This window comes from Acidipropionibacterium virtanenii (genome assembly GCF_003325455.1).
Taxonomy (GTDB): Bacteria; Actinomycetota; Actinomycetes; order Propionibacteriales; family Propionibacteriaceae; genus Acidipropionibacterium; species Acidipropionibacterium virtanenii.
In genome coordinates this window covers 2,316,659-2,338,929 of record NZ_CP025198.1, presented here as the reverse complement: position 1 = coordinate 2,338,929, position 22,271 = coordinate 2,316,659, and the positions used below count along the sequence as shown (strand labels likewise).

Below are 22,271 nucleotides of genomic sequence, written 5' to 3'. Positions count from 1 at the left end.
GCAAATCTACCTGTAGGTCCCCGGTCACGATCTCTAGACTGGGAGGATCACACAGGAGGGCACACATGGCCGGCAGCACACCGTCGTCACTGTTCGAACTCGACTACCCGCAGTCGGTGATCGTCGTCGACGACTACGAGGCCGCCCAGCGGGTGGTCGACCATCTCTCCGACGAGAAGTTCCCCGTCCAGAATCTCTGCATCGTCGGAACGGACCTGCGTACCGTCGAGCGGGTCACCGGACGTAAGACCTGGGGCACCGTCCTGGGCCAGGGGGCGATCTCGGGGCTCGGCACGGGGCTTCTGGTGGGGCTCATGCTGTCCTTCTTCGTGAGGTCCTCGCAGGGCCTGGTCGTGATGCTGGTGACCGGGCTGCTGATCGGCGTGGTCATCGGCCTCATCACATCCTCCCTGGGATATGCGATGAGCCGGGGACGGCGCGATTTCGACTCGGTGCGCCAGGTGGTCGCCACGCACTACGAGGTGCTGGCCGAGCACAAGGTGGCCGCGAAGGCCCGTGAGATCGTCGACGGCATGCCGGAGATCCGGGCCAGGGCGTTCGGGGCATGACCGGGACGGGCGAGGCGGCCGACTGGGACGAGCGGTACCGCCGGTTCCCCGAGCTCTACGGCTCCCGCCCCAATGACTTCCTGGTGACCACGGAGATCCTTCTGCCGCGCGGCGCGCGGGTTCTGGTGGTCGGAGACGGCCAGGGGCGCAACGGCGTGTGGCTGGCGGGCCGGGGGCACGAGGTGACCAGTGTCGAGCAGTCCCCGGTGGCCGTCCGGCAGGCGCAGGGCCTGGCGCGCGCCAGGGGAGTCGCCCTGACCTGCGTGGTGGCCGATCTCGCCCAGTGGATCACGACCCCGGAGGCGACAGGTCCCTGGGACGCCGTGGTGTGGATCTTCGTGCATCTTCCGCGTGCCGCCCGCGCCCGGATCGGCGCTGGGCTGGGTCCGGCCCTGCAGCCCGAGGGGCGGCTCATCATGGAGACCTATTCCACCGCGCAGCCTCAGTTGCGGTCGGGGGGCCCGACCGATCCCGAGGTGCTGAGCCACCGCGACGACGCCGCCGCGCACTGGCCCGATCTCATCGTCGAGTCCCGGATCCTTGAGCGCAGGATCTTCGAGGGGAGGGCTCATCAGGGCCTGGGATCGGTGGTGCAGGTGCTGGGCAGGGGAAGGGGACGCCGGCCGCGTCGCGGGGCCGAGTAGCGGCACCGGAGCGCTGGGCGCACCCCGGTGCCGGGACGCCCGGAGGTGGGTGCAAGGATGCTGGCGAGTTCTGCCCCGTCCGCCAGGAAGAATCCATGACCCCTTCTCACAGTGATGCAGCCGCAGATTCGACCCCGGTTCCGGGGTGGGTGGCCTGGCTCTTCGCGATCACCGGCATTCTCATCACCGTCACCCTGGCCCTGGGGTCGACGGTGTGCGCCACAGACGCCAGCGCCTCGTGCCCCAACTGGCCCGGCTGCTATGTGGGCAGGCTCAGCCCACAGGCCCACACCCAACCGGTCGTCGAGTTCGTCCACAGGGTGATCTCCAGCAGTATCGGCCTGTTCGGCCTGGCCTCGGTGGTCGCCGGCTGGCTCCACCGCCGCCGCAACCGGATGCTCGTGGTGCTGCCCCTGGTGGCGTTGCTAGGAGCCCTGGCGTCTGGCGTGTTCGGCATGATGACCATCAGGTGGGGGATCAACAAGTTCGAGGCGGCGCTGGACCTGCTGGCCGCACTCATCTCCATGGGGGCGATCTGGCGCGCCTGGTTCGTGGCACGCCGCCCCGACTCGCGCTGGCACTGGAACGCCCGGAGCAGGCTCGGAGCCGCGGCGGTGGGCACGCTGGTGGCCGGTCACTTCCTGGCCGTGCTCGTCTCCGGCTCCGGGTCGCTGAGCCGCTGCATGGGATGGGCCCTGTTCGTCCGCGGGGCCGGTGACGGGCCGCTCGTCGCCTGGGGGCTGCAGCAGGCGGTGATGGTGGTCGGCGAGTTGCTGACCGTCGCGGTGCTCGTCGCCCGCCTCCGTCACCGGGTGAGCGCCTGGGACCTCCTGCTCGCGATTCTGGTGGTCGTGGTGCTGGCCACCGGAATCCTCATCTCGGCGGCCGGTGCCCAGGAGGGCCTGGACGTCGCCCATGCCGTCGGCACGGTGCTGATCCTGGCCCTCGTGATGACCGGGACGATGCGGGATTCCGTGAACTGAGGCCTCAGGAGTTCCAGATCTCGGCCATCCAGGCCTCCACATCGTCGATCTGGCGGGGGGTGTCCTTCGACAACCACTCGCACTCGCCGTCGGTGATCCGGATGTCGTCCTCGATCCGCACCCCGATGCCGCGGAACTCCTCGGGCACCAGCAGATCGGTCGACCTGAAGTAGATGCCGGGCTCGTCGGAGACCGTCATGCCGGGGCGCAGCGGGCCCGAGTAGTCGTGACGGCTGGCCTCTGCGCAGTCGTGGACGTCCAGGCCCAGATGGTGGCTGGTGCCGTGCACCATCCAGCGGCGGAACTGGCCGCCCTCGGGCGACAGCGCGTCCTCCACACTGACCGGCAGGATTCCCCACTCGGCCAGGTACTCGGCTATCACCCGGATGGCCGCCTGGTGGATGTCGCGGTGGTCGTGGCCGACGGTGGCGACCGCCGCCGCGGCGTTCTGGGCCTCGTAGACGGCCTGATAGACCCTCCGCTGGGCCGGGGTGAACCTCCCCGAGATCGGGAAGGTGCGGGTGATGTCGGCGGTGTAGAGGGAGTCCACCTCGATGCCGGCGTCGATGAGGATGAGCTCTCCGGGGCGCAGCTCCCCGTCATTGCGCACCCAGTGGAGGGTATTGGCGTGGTCCCCGGCGGCGCAGATCGATCCGTAGCCGACGTTGTTGCCCAGGTGGCGGGCGTGCAGCCCGAAGGTGCCCTCGATCCAGCGCTCCCCGCGGCCCTTCTCGACGGCTGCGGGGATCTCCGCGATCACCGCGTCGAAGGCCTGCCTGGACTTGCGGCAGGCGTCGCGCAGCTGCCCGGTCTCCCACTCGTCCTTGCAGAACCGGGCCTCGGAGCTCACCTCGTAGAGCTCCTGGTCAGCCTCCTCGGAACCGCTGGAACGCAGCGCGTCGATCCTCTCGGTGACCGCGGAGTCGGCGTCGCGGATCACCCGGACCTGCGGGTCGCCCGCGGAGACGGCCTCCTGGAAACGGGAGATGTCGCGGCACTCCAGGCCGGTCATCGCCGACATCTCCGCCAGGGACTCGCGCTTGCCCACCCACATCTCGCCGTAGGTGGAATCTGCGTAGAACTCGCGATCGGTGCGCGGGGCGCGCGGCTTGAAGTAGAGCACGTCGCGGTGCTCGGGCGAGCCCGCGTCGATGACGAGCACCGCGTCGGGTTCGCGGTCGGTGCCCAGTCCTGAGTAGTAGACGAAGGCCGTGTTCGGGCGGAACGGATAGTCGCAGTCATTGTTGCGGCGCACCAGGGTGCCGGCCGGGATGACGAGCCGCTCCCCGGGGAAGCGGGAGGCCAGGGCGTCGCGATGGGCGGTGGCCGACGGAACCGAGCCGAGGGGCTCGGGGAGGGTTGAGTCGTACGGCGCCCAGTCGGTGGGGATGAACTGTCTGAAGGCCTGCGAGAAGGGGGTCTGCCGCTTGGGCAGTTTCTGCTCCTCGGCCGCAGAGAGTTGTGCGTCCTCGCTGTGCGAGGTGCGTGCCGACTGGACGTCTGTCATATGGACCTTGCCTTCCAGGGATTGTGCGGTGCGCCGCCGATCCGGCGCGCCGCCAATTCTAGGCGCGGGCGATTCGGGCCTCCGGGTAGTGTCCGGGCCATGGCAGAAGCTCGCGAGGAGGGCCTTCCCCTGGCCGGTCGGCGGATCCTGGTGACCGCCCAGCGACGGGCCGACGATCTGGCCGCACCGCTGGTGCGGCGCGGGGCCGAGGTGACCGTCGTACCGACTCTGGCCGTCGAGAAGCACATCGATGAGGAGACCCTGCTGGACCAGACCCGGGCATTGATCGCCGCGCCGCCGCGGATCGTCGTGATCACCACCGGATTCGGGCTGCGTGCCTGGAACGAGTCGGCGATCGGCAACGGCCTGGGCGGCCGGCTCGTCGAGATGCTCAACGGCGCCCGGGTGCTGGCACGCGGGCCGAAGGCCGCCGGGGCTCTGCAGCAGATCGGTTCCCGGGCCGACTGGGTGGCCGCCTCGGAACTGTCCGACGAGATCCTGGCGACCCTGCGGACCGAGGGCGTCGACGGCGTCGAGATCGCCGTCCAGCTCGACGGCGGCGGGGACGCGGGTCTGCTCGCGGGACTTCGCCAGGCGGGTGCCCGGGTGATCGAGCTGCCCGTCTACCGATGGGGGCCGCCGGTGGATCCCGACGCGGTGGCCGGGGCCGCCGTCGATGCCGGCGTGGGGCGGTACGACGCGGTCGCGTTCACGGCCGCGCCGGGAGCCGCTGCCTGGGTGGACTCGCTGAGGAAGGCGGGCACCCTCGATGCGGTGAGAGCACTCGTGGACCGGGGCGAACTGCGCCTCGTCGCGGTCGGCGCGCGCTGCGCCGAGCCGCTCGGCGCAGCGGGGCTGAGGGCCGTCTGGCCCGAGCGCAGCAGGCTCGGACCGCTGACGAGGCTGATCGCTGAGGGCGTATCACAGGCTGACTAGGCGGCCGGCGGCGGGAGCCGGAGTGCCACCATGCGAGGTAGGAGGTGCCCCGCTCCGGCCCATCTCCGCTGTCCACAGCAGAGGAAGTCAGCACATGTCTGAACCTATCTACCACCTGCCACAGGAGCGCCGGCTCGTCACCGAGCTGCCCGGCCCCCGGTCCCGGGAACTGGCGGCCCGGAGGGACGCCGTCGTGGCCGCGGGAGTCTCCTCGTCCTCCCCGTTCTATGCGACGGCGGCCGACGGGGGAGTACTGATCGACGCCGACGGCAACTCGATGATCGATCTCGGAGCCGGAATCGCGGTGACCAGCGTTGGTGCCTCGGCCCCCAAGGTCGTCGCCAACGTCCAGGATGCCGTGGCGAATTTCACCCACACGAGTTTCGCCACCACCCCGTACGAGAGCTATATCGAGGTCTGCGAGAAGCTGGCGGAACTCACCCCCGGAGACTTCGAGAAGAAGTCGGTGCTGGTGAGCTCCGGGGCCGAGGCCGTCGAGAACGCCGTCAAGATCGCCCGTCACCACACCGGACGGGCCGCGGTGGCCGTCGCCGAGAACGCCTTCCACGGGCGCACGAACCTCACCATGGCGCTCACCAGCAAGGCGATGCCCTACAAGGCCGGATTCGGGCCCTTCGCCCCGGAGATCTATCACTTCCCGAGCAGCTATCCCTACCGCGAGCCCGCCCCGATCAGCGGCGAGGAGGCGGCTCGTCGCGCCATCGACCACCTGGAGACCACCGTCGGCGCTGAGCGGATCGCCTGTCTGCTCCAGGAGCCCATCCAGGGCGAGGGCGGCTTCATCGTCCCGGCCCCCGGATACCTGGAGTCCCTGCAGGCCTGGTGCCGAGCTCATGGAATCGTCTTCATCCTCGACGAGATCCAGTGCGGCTTCTGCCGCTCCGGCCGCTGGTTCGCCAGTGAGTACGACGGCGTCGAGCCCGATCTCATCACGACCGCCAAGGCGCTCGGCGGTGGCCTGCCGCTGGCCGCGGTCACCGGTCGGGCCGAGATCGTCGACAGTGCCCAAGCCGGTGGTCTGGGCGGTACCTACGGCGGCAACCCGGTGTCCTGCGCGGCCAGTCTGGGAGCAATCGAGACCATGGAGGACTGGGATCTGCCGGCCCGGGCGCGGGCCATCGAGGCGGTCATCCGGGCCAAGGTGGAACCTCTCGTGGGTGAGGGCGGCGTCGGCGACCTGCGCGGTCGCGGCGCCATGATGGCCGTCGAGTTCGTGGAGCCCGGCACCGTGAGGCCGGACGCCGCCAGGGCCGGGCGGATAGCCCGGACGCTCCTGGCCCAGGGCGTCGTCGTGCTGACCTGCGGCATCCACGGCAACTGCATCCGCTTCCTGCCGCCGCTCACCATCCCGGGGTCGCTGCTTGACGAGGCCCTGGACCTGTTCGTCGGGGCCGTCGCGGCATAGCCCCTCAGGATCGAGTGCGCGCAGGATCGATTGTGCGCCGCTGGCCCGTTCCGGAGTGATCCGGGGCGGGTCAGTCGCGGTTCCAGGCCGTCGGGTCGATGGAGCCGCGGTAGGCCGGCAGGTCGACCGGCCGGTCCCCTGGCCGGAAGAACGCCCAGGGCCGGGTGACGCCCGCGGTGCCCTGCCGGCGGACGCGATGCACCTCGTCGCCCGACAGCACGGCCTTGAGGATCCCCGGCCGGCGGGCGTCGATATGCCCGAGGTCCTCGCCCTGCGGTCCGAATGCCGCCGAGTACCCCGTCCCGATCGGCGCCGCCGCGTTGACCGTGAGGAAATTCACCTGCTGGGTGATGGCGTTGGCGCGGGCGATCACCAGCTCCTGCGGCCGGTCGGCCGTGGTGGTCTTCACGACGTTGAGAATCGTCTCGGCGCCCAGCCATGCGAGATTGCGCGAGACCTCCGGGAACCACGAGTCGAAGCAGATGCACAGTCCGAACCGGCCGACCCCGTCGATGTCGAAAACGCACAGCCTGTCACCGGGGGTCCAGGGCTCGCTGGGCCGCCACGGGAAGATCTTGCGGTAGCTGGCGGTCAGGCCTCCGTCGGGGGAGAGCACGACCGCTGTGTTGAACAGCTCGCCGGCGGGTCCGAGCTCGCAGACACTGCCCGGTACCAGCCAGACGCCGAGTTCGGCGGCGATCCGGGCCAGGGTCGCCACCCGGGGCCCGTCCAAGGGCTCGGCGACCGCTCGGAGAGCCCGCGTCCGGGCTCTGTCCGGGGCGCCGTCGGCGAACAGGTGCATCTCGGGCCAGATGAGCATCCCCGCGTCCGGATTCTGGCGAAGGATCTCGCGGCAGGAATCACGGAAGAGGCCCAGAGGCGCACCGATGGCGGTCGGCGTCGCCTGGACTCCGACCGCCGTCAACTCATGGCAGGCACTCATGCGGCGTCAGTCATGTCCGGCGGGGGACGGTGGAAGCCGCGGGTCAGAGCGGTGAGCACGCCGATGCCGATGATCAGCCAGGAGCCGCCGACCACCAGGGCCGGCAGGTCGAGCTGGGTGAGCAGGTAGAAGACCACCAGCACGCCCAGGCCGGGAAGCAGATAGCCGAGCACGGGGTTGGTCCGGGTGCCGGCGGCCGCATGGCGGCGGGTCAGGAAGATCGCGGAGACGTTGACCATCCCGAAGGCGATGAAGGCCCCGAAGTTGATGAAGGAGGTGGAGGTGCTGACGTCGAGGAAGCAGCCGATGAGGCCGACGACGGCCACCACCAGGATGGCATTGCGCGGCGTGCCTGTGCGCGGCGCCAGGACCCCGAAGAAGCGCCGCGGTAGGACACCGTCGCGGCCCATGGCGTACATCAGGCGGGAGGCCGACGCCTGGGCTGCGATGCCGGAGGCGAACTGCCCGACGATCAGCCCGGTCAGGAAGACCGCCGAGAGGAAGGCCCCGCCGATCCCCTTGGCGATCTCGAAGGCCGCCGAGTCGACGTCGACCACCGTGATCAGCGGGTGCACCAGCTCGGTGACGTAGGTGGAGGCGATGAAGATGCCGCCGCCCACCAGCGCGGTGAGCATGATGGCGCGGGGGATGGTGCGCTTCGCGTCGACCGTCTCCTCGGTCAGTGTGGTGACTGCGTCGAAGCCCAGGAAGGAATAGGCGGCGGTGGCGGCGCCGGCCGACAGGGCCAGGACGCTGAACGGCTTGCCCGTCAGCGGCGCCGAGCTGAGCAGGGAGTGGCCGTGGTGAGTCACCGCGTAGATCGCGAAGATGGTGAACAGGGCGATGACCAGCACCTCGATGGCGAGCAGCACGAGATTGGCCTTGTCGGCGACCTTGATCCCGAGAATGTTCAGCGCCGTCGTGGAGACGATGAAGATGAGGATCCACGCCCAGTCGGGCACGGCCGGGAACTGCGCGTTGAGGTAGGAGGCGCCGATCAGCCAGATGACCATGGGGATGAAGACGTAGTCGAGCATCGATCCCCAGCCGACCAGGAATCCGAGGTGATCGCTGACCGTCCGTCGCACATAGGTGTAGGCGGAACCGGCCATCGGGATCTCGCGGGCCAGCCTGCCGTAGCTGGCGGCGGTGAGCAGCATCGCGACCAGGGCGATGAGATAGGAGCCCGCGGTGCCGCCGTGTGACTTCTCCGAGATGACGCCGAACGTGCCGAGCACGATGATCGGGGCCAGGTAGGCCAGTCCGAAGGCCAGCACCGAGTGCAGGTGCAGCTGCCGATGGAGCACCGATCGACTCCGAGGAGCGGGCTCGGCGCCCTGATGTGCTGTGTCGGTTCGCGTGAGTGACACCTTCGCCGTCCTTCCGCCGATCGTCCCGGAATCTCCTGGGACGGGCAGGGGCCGTGGCCTGGTCGCGGTCCGTTGCTGGCACGATACGAACCTCGGCGGGGGACGGGCCGCACCGTCCACCGCCGTCACATCTCCGTAACACGGTGCCGGGCACCGGGTGCGATCCGGGCCGGTGCCAGCGGCTAGTGTTGGCCGCACAAGTCCATCGCAGAGACCGGTGCGAGTCCGGTCGCAAGGAGGGTCGGACCCTGTGAAAGCCGCACCGCAGGAGCAGTGGCGACTGCTCGATGTCGCCGAGACCGACCGGCTGCTCGCCCAGGCGAAGCATCGGCGGGCCAGTCTGCCCGAACTCGCCGAACTGAAGGATCTCGCCGTCCAGCGCCGCGACCTCGCCGAGGAGGTCGTCAGGCTCGCCACCGAGGCCTCCGATGTCGCCGAGGAGGAGGCCCGGATCGAGCACGACCTGGAGCCGGCCCGGGCGCGTCTGGCGCGTAACGAGGCCACCGTCGAGGCCGGGACGATCTCCGACCACAAGGCCCTCAAGAGCCTCACCGAGGAGATCGACCACCTCAGGGGCCGCATCTCCGACCTGGAGGACGCCCAGCTCGAGGTGATGCAGAGGCGCGAGGATGCCGACAAGGCCCACGCCGAGGCCGACCGGCACCGTCTCGAGCTCGACGACCACATCCGTACCGTGCTGGCCTCCCGCGACGCCGGGTTGGCCGAGGCCGACCGCACCATCGCCCGGCTCACCGAGCAGCGCCGCGCCCAGGCCGCCGGGGTGCCGGCCGACCTGCTGAAGCTCTACGACATGCTGCGCGAGAAGACCGGCATCGGTGCCGGCAGGCTCATGCGCGGGGTGTGCGAGGCCTGCGGACTCACCGTGAACGCCGCTCAGATGCGCCAGATCGTGGTCGCGGCCGAGGATGAGGTGCTGCGGTGCGAGGAGTGCGACCGGATCCTGGTGCGCACGCCCGAATCCGGGCTGTAGACTGGTCGGTCGGACGAGCCACCCGGGTGATCGCGGCAGCTTCGGCTGTCGAGGAAAGTCCGGGCTCCACAGGGCAGGGTGGTGGGTAACACCCACCCGGGGCGACCCGCGGGACAGTGCCACAGAGAACAGACCGCCGGTCCTCGGACCGGTAAGGGTGAAACGGCGGTGCAAGAGACCACCGCGTCACCGGTGACGGTGACGGCACGGCAAACCCCACCCGGAGCAAGGCCAAGAAGACCGAGAGGTCGCGGATGCGTTCGAGGGCTGCCCGCCCGAGCATCCGGGTAGGCCGCGCAGCCATTCGGCTGGAGGGCGTCGGCGACGGCGCTCACAGATGGATGATCACCGCCTCCACGAGGTACAGAACCCGGCTCACAGGGTGGCTCGTCCCCTCAAATTGCCCCTGACTAGGTGTGGGGCCTAGCCGGGCGTCGTTCCTGTCGCTCTCGTGACGTCCGGTTATGTCGCGTCACGTCGTGCCGCGTCAGGCGTTGGAGCGACACCAGAGCGACAAGAGAACGGGCCCCGAACGAGCAGGTGACACCTGGGAGATCATCATCGCGTGGAACTCAAGGATGAGCCTGGCGACCAGCCACTTGACCCCATGTCACGGATCCTGAACGCGGCACTCGACCTCGCGCGCGAGGAAGCCGCCGGGCAGGTGCTGGCCGAGGACGAGAAGGCAGCCGTTGACCTCTGCGATGAGATCGGAGGCGTCGGAGATACCGCCGCATTCGAACGACAGAAAGAAGGATTGAGTGACTGAGGATGCATGGCGACCGCTCGGTATCAATGACGACGACGCAGTTGCAAAATACGACGCGCTCCACGAGGATGTCCCGAAGTGGATGTATTACGCTTACTGGGCTTGGGTAAATTCCACCCTAACAAGGCGAGTTTTAAAGCCAGGGACCATGCAGCGGACCTACGTCAAGTTGCTGAATACCGAGTTGGCGGAGCAGATGTGCCAGATGCTCCGAATCTCTATACCCAGCATGGACGCCAATGAATATCGGTACGAAAAGCAAATGCTTACCGCGATAGACTGCTTGAAACGCCACCCGAGACCTCTAGAGATAGCCGACTATCTTCTTGCATTCGATGAAGCCGCCAAAGCTGATGACCTCGAAGCGATTCTGGCTAGAAGCAAGTCAGCATGGACCGTTGGCGAGAGATTGGGGAAGCGCGGACTTATCCGTCGCGTGCCCAGCGGCGTGCAGGATGCGCTCGATTCAGTCATGGCCAAGTCTCAGCACGCTGGAGTTCATTTGGCGAAAGCTTGGGAGAAACTGTACGGCCTCACGCCGGAGCCCAGCTCCGCTTATGGCCTGGCAGTGAAGGCGATCGAGGACGCGACAGTTCCGCTGGTCTGTCCCAAGAATCCGAGAAGGAGCCTGGGAACGGTTGTCAGCACCATGGAGTCCCAGAGGGACTGGTCGTTGCCCATTGACCGTACAGACAATAGGGCCGACCCTGCAACCACCCTGATAGCGATGATGCGGATGGTGTGGGTCGGCCAGCATGACCGGCACGGTGGGAACGGCGACGAAGAGGAAGAGCGGTTCTCTCCCGGTGACGTTTCTTTCGATGAGGCGGTGGCCGCGGTTTCGCTCGCGGTCACGATCGTGAACCTGTTCGATGCTGGGCTGGTGAAGCGTTCCGGAAAGTAGTGGGTCTATCACCGGCGCAGGGGGCCCCGGCCGGATCACTCCCGCCGGGGCCCGCCCTGTTCCAGTCCGTCACCCTTGGTCAGCCAGGGCGGCGGCTATCCTCCTGTCGATCTCATCCGCGAGCACCTTCGCGGAGATGCTGGTGGTGCCAGCCTCCGCCTCGGCGGCGCTCAGGGCGCTGAGGCTGCTGCTCGCGTCGGTGCCCCACGAGGGGATGCCGTCGCCACCTTCAGAACCTTGCCGTTCTCCGTCGCGGTCGCCGCGGGCACCAGACGGGGCTCGATGGACGCCTGAGGCGTCACATCCACTTCTTGCGTTTGAAGAACAGCCAGATCACCGCGGCGACGACGACCATCAGCACCAGCGCGTAGGCGTAGCCGAGCCGCCAGTGGAGTTCGGGCATGACGTCGAAATTCATGCCGTAGATGGAGCCGATGAGGGTGGGACCGACCACCACCGCGGCCCACCCGGAGATCTTCTTCATGTCCTCGTTCTGCTGCTGGGTCACCAGGATCGAGTTGACGTCGAGGATCTGGTTCATCCCGGACCGCAGGTCGTCGATCCGGGTGATGACCCGTGCCAGGTGGTCGTCGACGTCCTGAAGATAGGTCTGCAACTCCTCCTGGGTCCGGTACTTGCTGAATCCCCCGTGGAGATCGGAGAGGACCTCGCGCAGCGGCCCGGCGGCCTGCTGGAGGTCGATGATCTCCCGGTTGAGGCGGTAGATGCGCTCGGTGACGCTCGGGTCGCCGTCGAAGACCTGGCGTTCGATCTGCTCACGGTCCACCTCGACGCCTCGCAGCACCCGCATGTAGCCGTCGACCACCAGGTCGAGGAAGGAGTACAGGATGCCTTCGGAGCCGAACCGCAGCAGTTTGGGGGAGTGGGTGATCTCGCCGAACGACTCGATCGGCTCCCTGGTGCGCCCCTGACGGATGACGACGACCGCATTGTGCCGGGCCAGCACGTGGAACTCGGTCACCTCGACGTCCTCCTGCTCGTCGAGGTAGGTGGCCATCCGGGTCACCACGAAGAGGACCTCCCGGTATCTCTCCAGCTTGGGGCGCTGCCCGGCCTTGAGGAGGTCCTCGACGAGCAGCGGATGGAGTTCCCAGGTGCTGGCCAGGTGGAGAATCTGGTCGGGGGTGGGGTGGTCGTACTCGATGACGGCCAGACGCTGCGAGTCCCGTTCGGCGAAAGCCAGCGCCTCGTCCACCTCGTTCTGGCACATGTCGGGCCCGGGGGCGTGCGAGGTCTGGATCTGGTCGCCGTCGATCGTGGTGGTGTTGACCGAGGGTTGCGGTGCCGGTGCGCTCTCCGGTACCCGGTCGCGCCGGCCGATCCGTTCCATGAGCCGACGGGATCGGTCCTTGCCGTTCAGGTGCTCGGTCATGGCCTGTCTCCTCGGATCGGGGTCTTGTGTTCGACTCCGGCAGTGAGTTTTCACTTCGGCAGTGGAATACCGCTGCCGAAGTGCAAATTCACTGCCGAAGTGGATTCTGGATGGGCTGGAGGAATCAGTCCAGGGTCGTGAGGATCTCGGCGCCGTCGGAGCGGATCACCATGGACTGCTCGAACTGGGCGCACCGCGAGCGATCGTTGGTGACGACGGTCCAGCCGTCGTCCCACTGGTGGGAGTGGTAGTCGCCCAGGGTGAGCATCGGCTCGATGGTCAGCGTCATCCCCTCCTCCATCGTGACGTCGTAACGGGGCTCGTCGTAGTGGAAGACGATCAGGCCGGAGTGGAAGGCGGTGTGGACGCCGTGGCCGGTGTAGTCGTGGACCACCCCGTAGCCGAACCGCTTGGCGTAGTTCTCGATGATCCGCCCGATGATGGAGATGGAGCGTCCGGGCTTCACGGCCTTGATGGCCCGGTTCATGGACTCCTGGGTGTGGGCGACCAGATCTCGCGAGGCCTGGTCGACGTCGCCGCACCCGAAGGTGTAGCAGTTGTCGCCGTGGACGCCGTTCTTGTAGGCGGTGACGTCGATCTTGACGATGTCGCCGTCCTCCAGGGGGCGGGCGTCGGGGATGCCGTGGCAGATCACCTCGTTGACAGAGGTGCAGATGGACTTGGGGTAGTCCCGGTAGTCCAGGGTCGACGGGTAGGCGCCGTGATCGCACATGTACTCGTGGGCGATCCGGTCGAGCTGGTCGGTGGTGACGCCGGGGGCCACGGCCTTGCCGGCCTCGTGCATCGCCCCGCAGGCGATCCGTCCCGCCTCCTTCATGGCCTCGATGACCTCGGGGGTCTGGACATGCGATCCCTGGTAGTCCTCGGCGACGTCGCCGAGCCCCACGTAGGGCGGTCGGGCGATGTGCTGGGGGACGGACAGGCGGGGGCTCACGGGATATGGTTCGATGGCAGTCACGGTCTGCAAGTGTACGAGGGCGACGGCGCCGCCACGGAGTTGCGACCTGTTTCCTAGTATTCCGTGGTGTCAAAAAGCCGATCGGAATTAAGTCTATTAAGACTGACCATCCCCAGTTCTACCGCTGTAATCACGATTTCGAGACGCGACCGGGCTTCAAGCTTGACGAGAAGTGAAGTAATGTGCTTTTTGACCGCTGAGTTGCTGATGAACAGATTGTCTGCGATCTCTTGATTCGAAAGCCCTTGGCGGAGGCCGTCAAGGACCTCCATCTCGCGTTCGGTCAGTTCCGGTGCTTTTGGAAGGGTGACTGGCTGTGTGCGAAGCGTATCGGCATCGAATGTCCCCTCATGCACAGCGCGGATGGTTGAAGTGATGGTGGACGGGCTGGCGGTCTTCCGGAGGAATGCTGCGGCGCCAATACTCTTGGCAGTGTCCTCGATCATGGGCGCAGTGATGCTGGTGAGGATGATCACCTTCGACGTGGAAGATGTGCTGCGGAGTTGCGTTGTTGTCGTGTATCCGTCTGACGCAGTCATATTCACGTCGACGAGGTAGACGTCGACGTGATGTTCCAAACTGTAGGCGATCGCCGGCGTGCCGTCGTCGAAAGATGCGATCGGCCGGATTCCAGGGGTTGCGTGGAGCATCGCCCAGAGTGAACGCCGGACGATCGGATCGTCGTCGACGATGGCGATGGTGATGGGGTCAGTCATGAGTTCTTCCTCTCAGCGGAAGCGTCAGTGACGTCAGCCAGATCTCCTGGTCATGGGAGCTCCGCTCACTGGTGAAGGTACCGTGAAGGATCGTGGCGCGTTCCTTGACCCCAATGAGTCCGTGGCCTCCGGTGGCCGGAGCTCTGCGGTGTTCGGCGATCCGGTTCGTGGCCGTGAAGGTAACGTTGTCACGGCGCTCATCGATAGACAGGTGCAGGGTGCAGGTACCGGGTGCTCCATGCTTGGCGATGTTGCGCGACACTTCTCTGATTCCCGCCACCAGACAGTCGTGGTACGCTGGGGGAATTGTCATCTGCCCGAGGGCGTTCAGGACCAGGGGGGTGAATCCCTCATGCTTGAGGTTCGCAGCGCCACTCAGAAAGGCTTCCTCGAGGCTGATGGCCTCCTCGAACGCGGTATCGAGGGATGTGTTGCTGTGCCGGAGGGCTTCGAGCATGGCATCAAGGTCTTCCGAGGCAGTACGGGCGAGGATTCCGATTTCGTGGAGCGCGTCCCGGATGGTGGGGTTCAGGTTCTCAGCCGCTCCAGTTGATTCGGAGATGAGCGAGATGCGGCCCAGCGACTGTGCAGCTGTGTCGTGCAGCTGACGGGCGATAGTCCGGCGCTGATCGTCGAGCGCGGTTGCGTATTTCCTATTGAGCCATGCGTTGAGCTGGTGGACCCCGAAGGCCGTGGCCCACACGAGTCCGACAATGGAGAGCCAACCGCAGGTGGAGAGAATGACCTGCGTCAGTATCGGTGGGGGGCCGCCCTGGGTTTCTGAAACTGCGCTGGAGACCATGAACATTGACGAGAACACGACCCCGGCGCGCCACCGTCCCAGGGTGCTGGCGCTGGCGATGGGCAGGAGCGCGGAGAGGTAGGCGAACGAAGAGTCGAGATCGGGAAAGAGCAGGAGTGACGCCTGGAGTGTCATGGTCAGGGTGCCGGCTTGAACGAGCCAACTACCCGTGAACCCGGCAGCTGCGCACATCGCGAGTTCGAGGATGAAGCCGGGCACGCTCTCGCCGTCTCGAGGCGGATTCGCCAGATATGTGACGACGAAGAGTGCCGAGATGGCGCCCACCACCATCGTGACGATGTCTTCGAAGGAGCGAGGCCAACGGTGGCGCTCCCGGTTGTTGTGCACATGCAGATCATAGGGTAAAAGGAGTTGGTGGTCCGCCGCGATCCCGTTCTCAGCGGCCAGGTGGACAAAAGTACAGCTTTGGCGAGGCTGGAGGTGCCCGCATGAGGACGCGGAACCCGGAGCCGGAGAGCTGCCTGGGGCGCGTCCTGACGGCCTTTCGCGGGTATGGGTCCGTCGGCGAGTGACGGCGTGGGGCAGGGACAATGGGCGCCGGAGGGTCCTGAAGGGTGTACGAAAGTACCGATTTTGCTCCGAAGGTGGACGCCGTGAGCAGACCAGCCGTAACGTTCCCCTTGTCCATCAAAGGTGAGGGGATGAGGATCATGAAGAAGAAGCTCGCAGCAGCTGTGATGTCAGGGGTGGCACTGTGATGGCCTCGATGGGGACTCGGGGTTGGAATGATGTCGTCAGTGCTGCTCAGGATTATAATTCATGCGACGTCAATCTCTTCAAGAACGACAACTATGGTGGAGGGTCGACTGGTTACAAGAACTATGGAGACGGTGCCAGGAAGTATGTCGGCGCTTCTTGGAATGATCAGGCGAGTTCGTTCAAAATCTCATGACGGTCCGTTCTCGGAGACTAATGGCGCTGGCCGGGGTTGCAGCCCTGGCCAGCGGCCTTGTGGCTGCATGCTCGGGTGGTGGGGATCGAGACACGGCTCCGGCCGCGAGTATTGCTGCCACGCCACCTCCGCTGACGTCACTTGGTGAGATTAAAGTGCCTCTCGAGTCGTATATTCTGACGCCTGAGGAAGCGGCAACTACTAAGGCGAGCGTTAGTAAGTAGACTTTTGGGAATCCGGATCGGGCGGTACTCCGGACCCGGTCAGGCCGCGGCATTGATGTAGGCGAGGTCCGGGTCGGCGAAGAAGCCCCTCACGATCTGTGGCAGGCGCTGGAGACGTCGCAGGCCGGCGACCGCCAGGGCCTTGAACTGGTCGGGCCCGGTGATGGCATGGCGGCCGACCCGGTCGGCCTTGACGTTTTTCCATACCCATTCGTCGGGGTTGAGGAACGGGGAGTAGGCCGGCAGGTGCACCAGGGTGAACCGGCCCTCGGTCGAGTCCACCCACTTGCGGACCTTCTTGGCCTTGTGGGCGGCATGTCCGTCGACGATCAGCACCACCGGCCTGCCCTCGTCGCGCAGCAGCCGACGGCAGAAGTCCAGGAACCGGGTGGCATTCATGGTGCCGTCCACGATGGAGAACCGCAGCTTGCCCTGGGCCGAGACCGCCGAGATCATATTCACACTGAACCGGGCCCCGGTGGTCTTGACGACCGGGGTGCGTCCGATCACCCCCCAGGTGGTGCCGGAGTGGTAGTCGGAGCGGACCGAGGCCTCGTCACCGAAGAAGATGACCGCCCCCTTCTTCTTTGCCTCGGCGGCGATCGGCGGATACACCTGCTCGCGCCATTCGGCCACCGCCTGCGGGTCGGACTGCCAGGCCCGGTGCAGGGGCCGTTGCGGGGACATGCCCAGCTTGTGGAGCAGGCGGCCCACCGACGGAAGCGACAGTTCAACACCGAACCGTGTGGCGATGATCTGGCGGACCAGGTCACGGGTCCACAACCCGAAGTCCAGTTGATGCTGGTCCGGGTTCGTCCCCGCGACGATCTGGTAGATCTCCTCGGTCTGGACACCCGACAGTTTCGGAGGCCGGCCCGGCACCGGACGTGCCCTCAGGGCCTTCTTCCCGCCCGCATGGTATGCCGCCACCCACTTGAACACACTCGAACGGTTCAGCCCCAGAGCCGCCGCGACGTCCTCGACCCGGGCCCCCTTCTCGACCTGGCCCACAGCCCTCACCCGCAGGGCCTCCAGGGTCTTGTGGTCCAGCTTCCGCCCGTCATCCTCGCGCATGCTCCATTCTCCCAGAACAAACCCCGAAAGTCTACATACTTATGAACTTCTTAGTATGCAGAATGCCATAGTCATCAAAGCAAACAAATGTCTGTCGAGATTCGGAATTTCGGGAAGTCAGAAGCCTGACAATGTTCGGATGGCGAGTGATGCGACTATGCTCGAAGGACGATATAGCAACACGGTATCCATTGACAGTGCCAAGCGCTTCGGGTATCGAGATGATCCACGCTTCGCTCTGAAGTTCGACAAGGAGGAGAAGAAGGATCCGAACGCTCCCCTCCCAGATCCGCGTGAGCGGGAAGTCTGGGAGGGAACCAAGGACGGCGGCGACAAGTCGACGCTCAAGGACAAGGACGGCAAGCCGGTTCCTTCAGGTGGATGTTATGGCGAGGGCAACGCCGAGGTGCAGGGACATGATCAGGACGACTGGTCAAATCTTATCCACATGACCTCGAACGGGCTGGACAATGCCACCAGGCGATTGGAGAACGACGCTCGGCTGCTCGCGGCTGATAAGAAGTGGGCGTCCTGCATGAAGACGAAGGGCTACTCCTTCGCCCATAAGCTCGACGCCGCCGACTTGGTGGCCGACAAGCCCCAGAAGCAGCAGATCAAGGTGGCGGTCGATGATGCCACCTGTGCTCAGCAGTCCAATTACTACGGCGTCATGTACGCGCTGGATGTGGCCTACCAGAACCAGTACATTGCCCAGCACCAGGCGGAGCTGACCGCGTCGTACAACGAGGTGCGCAAGTCTCTCGTGACTGCGCGCGCCATCGTCGCCAAAGGAGAATAGTTGCTGTGGTGGACAGTGACGACGAGGTGACGACACCGCTGGAAGCCGTGCCCGAGGACAGGCGGCGCCGCCTGAGGCCGGTGGCCCTCATGACGGTGATCGCGGTGGCGTTCCTTGCCGTCGGCCTGCTGGCCGGTCACTTCCTCAGGTCGCCGGCCCAGCGTCAGGCCGATACCGCGCCGCCACCGGTCACTCCTCTCACCGACACGGTTGCCAACTCCGTGGTTGCCGAGTCGGTGCCGCTGGGGGCCAGCCTGGAACGCGGCACCCGCACCGACGTCACCCTCGACGGAGCCAGTGGCGAGGACGCCGAGCGCAGTGTCGTCAGCGGGGTACGGGTCAAGGAGGGGCAGCGGGTAAGCGGCGGAGCAGTGCTGCTGGAGATCAGCGGACGGCCGGTGATCCTGCTGCCCGGCGCCATGCCCGCCTACCGCACTCTCAACCCCGGGGACACCGGCCCCGACGTCACGCAGCTCCAGGATGCGCTCCGATCCATGAAATACCTTTCCGACCGGGAAACCGGCTTCGGGCCCGACACCCAGGACGCCGTGTCCAGGCTCTATCGGCGACTCGGTTACACACTCACGACGGTCGGCGCGGATGAGGTGAAGGAGGCCCGCGCAGCCGTCAGTTCCGCCCAGCAGGACGTCACCTCCCGCACCGATGAGGTGGAGACTGCCAGGATCGCCCTGGCGCGGGCGCAGCGCCCGGGCTCGGAACCGGCTGCGAGTTCGTCGGCATCGGCGGGCCCGGACACATCGAGGGCTGACGGCATCGCCGACGCCAGGCGTGCCCTGCGCTCGGCCCAGCGGTCTCTCGCCCAGGCTGATCAAGCGCTGACCCAGGCCTCGTCGACTCTGGCCGCAGCCAGATCCAAGGCCGGGGTAGTGCTGCCCCGCTCCGAGGTGACCTACGTGCCCTCGGTGCCCGCCACCGTCACGGCCCTGTCCACCGCGATCGGAAAGGACGCCACCGGAACCGCCCTCACCCTTGTCAGCGGCGCCCTGGTGGCCACCTCCGAGGCGCTCGATCCGACCAGCGCCACCGGTATCAGAGTCGGCCAGACCGCCGAGATCGTCACCGACGACGGCACCCGTCACCCGGCGGCCGTCACCTCGGTCACCACCACCGCGGCATCGAGCGACGACCAGCAGAACCAGTCCGGCTCCGACAAGCAGGTCACCGTCGTCGTGGCGCCCGGCTCACCGGTCTCTGGTGACGAGGGCACCCAGGTGCGCGTCGTCGTCCACACCGCCAGCTCACGGACGCCCGTGCTCAACGTGCCCGTCAGCGCCGTGGCCACCGGTCCCCAGGGCGACACCGTCGTGACCGTCGTCAAGAACGGCACCAGACGCTTCGTGCCCGTGGTCACCGGCCTGACCGGCGACGGCCGGGTCCAGATCACCGGGGACGTCGCCGAGGGAGACACCGTGCTCATCGGCGATGCCGCCCAGACCTCCCCGACCCCGAGCCCGAGATGAGCACCCCGCTGGACGGGCCGGTGCTGGAGTTCCGGGCTGCCGGGCGGACGTATGCAGGGCCCCCGGAGGTCACCGCGCTGCGCCCCTGCGACCTGACGATCGAGCGCGGAGACCTCATGACCGTCTGCGGGCCCTCCGGTTCGGGCAAATCCACCTGGCTCAACATGGCCGGGTTGCTCGATCGCCCCACCAGCGGCACGATCGTCGTCAACGGCGTCGACACCGGACCATTGACCGCCGACCAGCGCACCGCGATCCGCGGCGGCTGGCTCGGCTTCGTCTTCCAGTCCTTCCATCTCATGGCGCACCGCACCGTCCTGGACAATGTGAGCCTGTCGGGGGTCTACCGGGCGATGCCCGTGGCAGAGCGCCGGGAGCGGGCGGCCGAGGTGGCGCGCAGCGTGGGCCTGGGCGCACGGCTGGACGCCGAGGCGCGGAACCTGTCGGGAGGGGAGATGCAGCGCACCGCCATCGCCCGGGCCATGATGAACCGGCCGCACCTCATGCTGTGCGACGAGCCGACGGGCAACCTGGACTCCCGTAACGGCGCCCAGGTGATCGAGCTGTTGGACGACCTGCATGCCAGGGGCACCACTGTCGTCATCATCACCCACGACCCGGGGATCGCCCGTCATGGCGCCCGCCAGATCCTGATTCAGGACGGGCGGGTCGATGAGGTGGCGTAGACGGGGGACCGACGGGGGAGACGACATCCCGGCGCTGCCGCACTCGACGATGCGGGCCGCCGACCTGTTCGGCGAGGCTCTGGCCGGTATCACGCAGCGTCCCGGCAGATCGATGATGACCGCTTTCGGCACCGTGCTCGGCGTCGCGGTGCTGGTCTGCGTCCTCGGCCTCACCAGCTCTGCGGCGGCCCAGATCGGCAGCCGGTTCGACCCGTTGACCGCCAACGAGGTCTCCCTGGCCGATCCCGGAGACGGAGTGGCGGTGGCCTCATATACCTTCCGGCCCGACGCCGAGGAGCGGGTGCGATCGATCGCGGGCGTCGAGCAGGCGGGGATCGGATGGCCCATGACCGGTGTCAAGGGCCAGGTGTCGCTGCTGCCCCCTCCCGCGCGGACCCAGGCCGATTCGAAACTGCCCTACATGGCGGCATCCCCGGGGCTGCTCGCGGAGGCCGGCGTCACGCTGGCATCCGGTGCCCTGTACAACGACTGGCATGAGCGCACCGACCAGCCGGTCGCGGTGCTCGGCCCCGGGGCCGCCCGGCAGCTGTCGATCACCCGTGTCTCGCCCGGCCAGACCATCTGGCTCGACGGCCGGCGGTTCTATCTGCTCGGGGTGCTCGCCGACACCGTCCGCCACGCCGAACTCCTCAACGCCGTCATCATCCCCGCCGGCACCGCCCGTGCCCAGTTCGGCGATCCGACCGGATCCGGATCCTTCACGATGTGGGCCCAGGTGCGCTCCGGGGCGGCGAATGTGGTGGCCTCTCAGCTGGCCGACGCCGTCAACCCCGATCACGCGGACGACTACAAGGTGACGAAGCCGCCCGACGTCTCCTCCCTGAAGGATCAGGTGAACACCGACATGGAGGGGCTGTTCCTCCTGCTGGCCGCCGTGTCCCTGGTCATCGGGATGGTGGGGATCGCCAACACCACCTTCGTCTCGGTGATCGAGCGAACCCCCGAGATCGGACTGCGACGGGCACTGGGAGCCCGGTCGCGCCACATCCTGGCCCAGTTCCTCATCGAGGCCGTGACGCTGGGCACCCTTGGCGGGCTGATCGGGGCCAGCCTGGGCGTCGTCATCGTCGTGGCGACCTGCTGGGCCAAGCAGTGGACCGCCGTGCTGGATTGGCGGCTGGCCGTCCTCGGCCCGGTCGCCGGTCTGCTGGTCGGCGGTCTGGCCGGGCTGTATCCGGCCCGGCGGGCATCGCGGATCGAACCGGTCGATGCGCTGAGACAGAGCTGATCAACCGACCTGGACCGACTCCCGGGCCTGGTCGACCAGCTTCTGACGGGCGGAGTCGCCGATCGTGGCGGAGTTGAAGTAGACCCCGAAGAAGTCGCTGCGGCCGGTGTTCATCACCACGACGTCGACCACATCCCCCTTCACCTGGGGCAGATTGCTCATCGACACGTAGATCTCCGAGCGGATCCACCATCCGGCGTGCCCGTTGCGGTCGAACTCCTTCTGCGAGATCACCTTCGAACCGGTGTATCCGGAGTAGTACTGGGAGCTGGCGAAGCACTCGGTCATCATTCGGGCGGCGTCCCTGGTGTTGGAGAAGCCGTCGGCGGCGGCGAGTTGACCGACCCCCGAGACGCTCATCCAGCCCGGATTGCCGGTGTAGACGGTGTCGGTCTGCGAGTTGATCTGGCGCACCCACGGCATGATGAGGTTCTGATCGTCCCAGCTCGCGATCCGGGCCACCGAGATATCCCCGGAGTGGAGGCGTCCGTCGGCCGTCGAGCCGGCCTGCGACGTGGTGCCCTGGGGACACTTCACCGTCGACGAGCCGGCGCTGGGGCTGTGGGACTTCTCATTCCAGGCCGAGACCGTGGGCGTCGAGGAGTTGTTGTCGGGCTGGGCGTAGGAGCCGTTGTCGCCGCCCTGCCGCAGCACCAGCCAGACGACCAGCGCGCCGAGCAGCACGACGACCACCCCGCCGAGGATGATCCTGCCGGGTCCCCGGCCACCGCCTCCCGATCCGGCGCCGGAGCCGCCCGATTCACCGGGGGATCCGGTGGTCCGGTCGGTCCAGTCGTTGCCGTCGAACCACCGGTAGACGCCGGGCGCACCGGCGGGATCGGGATACCAGCCTGCTGCCGCCATGCCGGGAAGTCTACGTACCGTGCGGGCCCGAGCCCCGGCATGGCCGACC

21 protein-coding genes and 1 other RNA gene are annotated in these 22,271 nt (G+C 67.1%); 13 read left to right on the top strand and 9 right to left on the bottom strand.

Annotation, left to right across the window (positions count from 1 at the left end; genetic code table 11):
• Positions 1–65 precede the first annotated feature (65 nt).
• The 3 genes from JS278_RS10790 (at position 66) to JS278_RS10780 (ending at position 2,196) form a co-directional block, all read left to right on the top strand.
• A complete protein-coding gene (locus JS278_RS10790; RefSeq protein ID WP_114045195.1) occupies positions 66–569 on the top strand; it encodes a YflT domain-containing protein in 504 nt (167 codons plus the stop codon).
• Positions 566–1,213 carry a class I SAM-dependent methyltransferase gene (locus JS278_RS10785; RefSeq protein WP_114045194.1) on the top strand — a complete coding sequence of 216 codons (648 nt, stop codon included), beginning with the start codon at positions 566–568 and terminating at the stop codon, positions 1,211–1,213. Before JS278_RS10790 ends, JS278_RS10785 begins: the two co-directional genes overlap by 4 nt.
• A gap of 95 nt (positions 1,214–1,308) precedes the next feature.
• A complete protein-coding gene (locus JS278_RS10780) occupies positions 1,309–2,196 on the top strand; it encodes a COX15/CtaA family protein (RefSeq protein ID WP_114045193.1) in 888 nt (295 codons plus the stop codon).
• Positions 2,197–2,200: 4 nt separating this feature from the next.
• Here the strand turns inward: JS278_RS10780 and JS278_RS10775 are convergent, their stop codons facing one another.
• Complete coding sequence (locus JS278_RS10775; RefSeq protein ID WP_114045192.1) at positions 2,201–3,703, bottom strand: aminopeptidase P family protein; 1,503 nt, start codon at positions 3,701–3,703, stop codon at positions 2,201–2,203.
• A gap of 99 nt (positions 3,704–3,802) precedes the next feature.
• Here JS278_RS10775 and JS278_RS10770 point away from each other — a divergent pair, with 99 nt between their 5' ends.
• Both JS278_RS10770 and gabT read left to right on the top strand, forming a co-directional pair.
• Positions 3,803–4,639 carry a uroporphyrinogen-III synthase gene (locus tag JS278_RS10770; RefSeq protein ID WP_181833706.1) on the top strand — a complete coding sequence of 279 codons (837 nt, stop codon included), beginning with the start codon at positions 3,803–3,805 and terminating at the stop codon, positions 4,637–4,639.
• A 94-nt stretch (positions 4,640–4,733) separates the two neighbouring features.
• The gene (gene gabT / locus JS278_RS10765; protein ID WP_114045190.1) at positions 4,734–6,065 is read left to right on the top strand and encodes a 4-aminobutyrate--2-oxoglutarate transaminase; all 1,332 of its coding nucleotides are present in this window, start codon (positions 4,734–4,736) and stop codon (positions 6,063–6,065) included.
• Between the two features lie 70 nt (positions 6,066–6,135).
• On the opposite strand, the gene JS278_RS10760 is transcribed toward gabT, so the two are convergent.
• Positions 6,136–7,008, bottom strand: a complete 873-nt coding sequence (locus JS278_RS10760; protein WP_114045189.1) for a carbon-nitrogen hydrolase family protein — start codon at positions 7,006–7,008, stop codon at positions 6,136–6,138.
• A complete protein-coding gene (locus JS278_RS10755; RefSeq protein WP_114045188.1) occupies positions 7,005–8,315 on the bottom strand; it encodes an APC family permease in 1,311 nt (436 codons plus the stop codon). Before JS278_RS10755 ends, JS278_RS10760 begins: the two co-directional genes overlap by 4 nt.
• Positions 8,316–8,628: 313 nt before the next feature.
• Between JS278_RS10755 and JS278_RS10750 the strand changes: the two genes are divergently transcribed.
• The 4 genes from JS278_RS10750 to JS278_RS10740 all read left to right on the top strand — a co-directional run bounded on the left by JS278_RS10750 (position 8,629) and on the right by JS278_RS10740 (position 11,042).
• Positions 8,629–9,369 carry a zinc ribbon domain-containing protein gene (locus JS278_RS10750; RefSeq protein ID WP_114045187.1) on the top strand — a complete coding sequence of 247 codons (741 nt, stop codon included), beginning with the start codon at positions 8,629–8,631 and terminating at the stop codon, positions 9,367–9,369.
• A 14-nt stretch (positions 9,370–9,383) separates the two neighbouring features.
• An RNA gene (rnpB, locus tag JS278_RS10745) (RNase P RNA component class A) lies at positions 9,384–9,763 on the top strand.
• Positions 9,764–9,934: 171 nt separating this feature from the next.
• The gene (locus JS278_RS15850) at positions 9,935–10,138 is read left to right on the top strand and encodes a hypothetical protein (RefSeq protein ID WP_147243191.1); all 204 of its coding nucleotides are present in this window, start codon (positions 9,935–9,937) and stop codon (positions 10,136–10,138) included.
• Positions 10,131–11,042: a hypothetical protein gene (locus JS278_RS10740; RefSeq protein ID WP_114045186.1), complete on the top strand. Its 912-nt coding sequence runs from the start codon at positions 10,131–10,133 to the stop codon at positions 11,040–11,042. The genes JS278_RS15850 and JS278_RS10740 overlap by 8 nt, the downstream gene beginning before the upstream one ends.
• Before the next feature lie 298 nt (positions 11,043–11,340).
• Here the strand turns inward: JS278_RS10740 and JS278_RS10735 are convergent, their stop codons facing one another.
• The 5 genes from JS278_RS10735 to JS278_RS10715 all read right to left on the bottom strand — a co-directional run bounded on the left by JS278_RS10735 (position 11,341) and on the right by JS278_RS10715 (position 17,143).
• On the bottom strand, positions 11,341–12,435 hold the full coding sequence (locus tag JS278_RS10735; RefSeq protein WP_114045185.1) for a magnesium and cobalt transport protein CorA: 1,095 nt from the start codon (positions 12,433–12,435) through the stop codon (positions 11,341–11,343).
• Positions 12,436–12,559: 124 nt separating this feature from the next.
• Positions 12,560–13,273 (bottom strand): type I methionyl aminopeptidase, encoded by a 714-nt coding sequence (map, locus tag JS278_RS10730; protein WP_245935313.1) that lies wholly within the window; start codon positions 13,271–13,273, stop codon positions 12,560–12,562.
• 194 nt (positions 13,274–13,467) lie between these two features.
• The gene (locus JS278_RS10725) at positions 13,468–14,130 is read right to left on the bottom strand and encodes a response regulator transcription factor (RefSeq protein WP_114045184.1); all 663 of its coding nucleotides are present in this window, start codon (positions 14,128–14,130) and stop codon (positions 13,468–13,470) included.
• Positions 14,123–15,280 (bottom strand): sensor histidine kinase, encoded by a 1,158-nt coding sequence (locus JS278_RS10720; protein ID WP_114045183.1) that lies wholly within the window; start codon positions 15,278–15,280, stop codon positions 14,123–14,125. Before JS278_RS10720 ends, JS278_RS10725 begins: the two co-directional genes overlap by 8 nt.
• Positions 15,281–16,108: 828 nt before the next feature.
• On the bottom strand, positions 16,109–17,143 hold the full coding sequence (locus tag JS278_RS10715) for an IS630 family transposase (protein ID WP_060539089.1): 1,035 nt from the start codon (positions 17,141–17,143) through the stop codon (positions 16,109–16,111).
• A gap of 139 nt (positions 17,144–17,282) precedes the next feature.
• Here JS278_RS10715 and JS278_RS10710 point away from each other — a divergent pair, with 139 nt between their 5' ends.
• The 4 genes from JS278_RS10710 to JS278_RS10695 are packed head-to-tail and all read left to right on the top strand — an operon-like array spanning position 17,283 to position 21,358.
• A complete protein-coding gene (locus tag JS278_RS10710) occupies positions 17,283–17,942 on the top strand; it encodes a hypothetical protein (RefSeq protein WP_147243190.1) in 660 nt (219 codons plus the stop codon).
• A gap of 5 nt (positions 17,943–17,947) precedes the next feature.
• Entirely contained in the window at positions 17,948–19,423 is a 1,476-nt protein-coding gene (locus JS278_RS10705; protein ID WP_114045181.1) for a hypothetical protein, read from the top strand.
• Positions 19,420–20,109: an ABC transporter ATP-binding protein gene (locus tag JS278_RS10700; RefSeq protein WP_114045180.1), complete on the top strand. Its 690-nt coding sequence runs from the start codon at positions 19,420–19,422 to the stop codon at positions 20,107–20,109. Before JS278_RS10705 ends, JS278_RS10700 begins: the two co-directional genes overlap by 4 nt.
• A complete protein-coding gene (locus tag JS278_RS10695; protein WP_114045179.1) occupies positions 20,096–21,358 on the top strand; it encodes an ABC transporter permease in 1,263 nt (420 codons plus the stop codon). Before JS278_RS10700 ends, JS278_RS10695 begins: the two co-directional genes overlap by 14 nt.
• Here JS278_RS10695 and JS278_RS16670 read toward each other — a convergent pair whose 3' ends face one another.
• Positions 21,359–22,222 (bottom strand): DUF2510 domain-containing protein, encoded by an 864-nt coding sequence (locus tag JS278_RS16670; RefSeq protein WP_114045178.1) that lies wholly within the window; start codon positions 22,220–22,222, stop codon positions 21,359–21,361.
• Positions 22,223–22,271: the final 49 nt, after the last annotated feature.

What these genes read in the sequence shown, in the direction of transcription:
- JS278_RS10790 (WP_114045195.1), top strand. Translation starts at nt 66, where the DNA reads ATGGCCGGCAGCACACCGTCGTCACTGTTCGAACTCGACTACCCGCAG.
- JS278_RS10785 (WP_114045194.1), top strand. Translation starts at nt 566, where the DNA reads ATGACCGGGACGGGCGAGGCGGCCGACTGGGACGAGCGGTACCGCCGG.
- JS278_RS10780 (WP_114045193.1), top strand. Translation starts at nt 1,309, where the DNA reads ATGACCCCTTCTCACAGTGATGCAGCCGCAGATTCGACCCCGGTTCCG.
- JS278_RS10775 (WP_114045192.1), bottom strand. Translation starts at nt 3,703, where the DNA reads ATGACAGACGTCCAGTCGGCACGCACCTCGCACAGCGAGGACGCACAA.
- JS278_RS10770 (WP_181833706.1), top strand. Translation starts at nt 3,803, where the DNA reads ATGGCAGAAGCTCGCGAGGAGGGCCTTCCCCTGGCCGGTCGGCGGATC.
- gabT (WP_114045190.1), top strand. Translation starts at nt 4,734, where the DNA reads ATGTCTGAACCTATCTACCACCTGCCACAGGAGCGCCGGCTCGTCACC.
- JS278_RS10760 (WP_114045189.1), bottom strand. Translation starts at nt 7,008, where the DNA reads ATGAGTGCCTGCCATGAGTTGACGGCGGTCGGAGTCCAGGCGACGCCG.
- JS278_RS10735 (WP_114045185.1), bottom strand. Translation starts at nt 12,435, where the DNA reads ATGACCGAGCACCTGAACGGCAAGGACCGATCCCGTCGGCTCATGGAA.
- map (WP_245935313.1), bottom strand. Translation starts at nt 13,273, where the DNA reads ATGAAGGAGGCGGGACGGATCGCCTGCGGGGCGATGCACGAGGCCGGC.
- JS278_RS10725 (WP_114045184.1), bottom strand. Translation starts at nt 14,130, where the DNA reads ATGACTGACCCCATCACCATCGCCATCGTCGACGACGATCCGATCGTC.
- JS278_RS10715 (WP_060539089.1), bottom strand. Translation starts at nt 17,143, where the DNA reads ATGCGCGAGGATGACGGGCGGAAGCTGGACCACAAGACCCTGGAGGCC.
- JS278_RS10710 (WP_147243190.1), top strand. Translation starts at nt 17,283, where the DNA reads ATGGCGAGTGATGCGACTATGCTCGAAGGACGATATAGCAACACGGTA.
- JS278_RS10700 (WP_114045180.1), top strand. Translation starts at nt 19,420, where the DNA reads ATGAGCACCCCGCTGGACGGGCCGGTGCTGGAGTTCCGGGCTGCCGGG.
- JS278_RS10695 (WP_114045179.1), top strand. Translation starts at nt 20,096, where the DNA reads ATGAGGTGGCGTAGACGGGGGACCGACGGGGGAGACGACATCCCGGCG.
- JS278_RS16670 (WP_114045178.1), bottom strand. Translation starts at nt 22,222, where the DNA reads ATGGCGGCAGCAGGCTGGTATCCCGATCCCGCCGGTGCGCCCGGCGTC.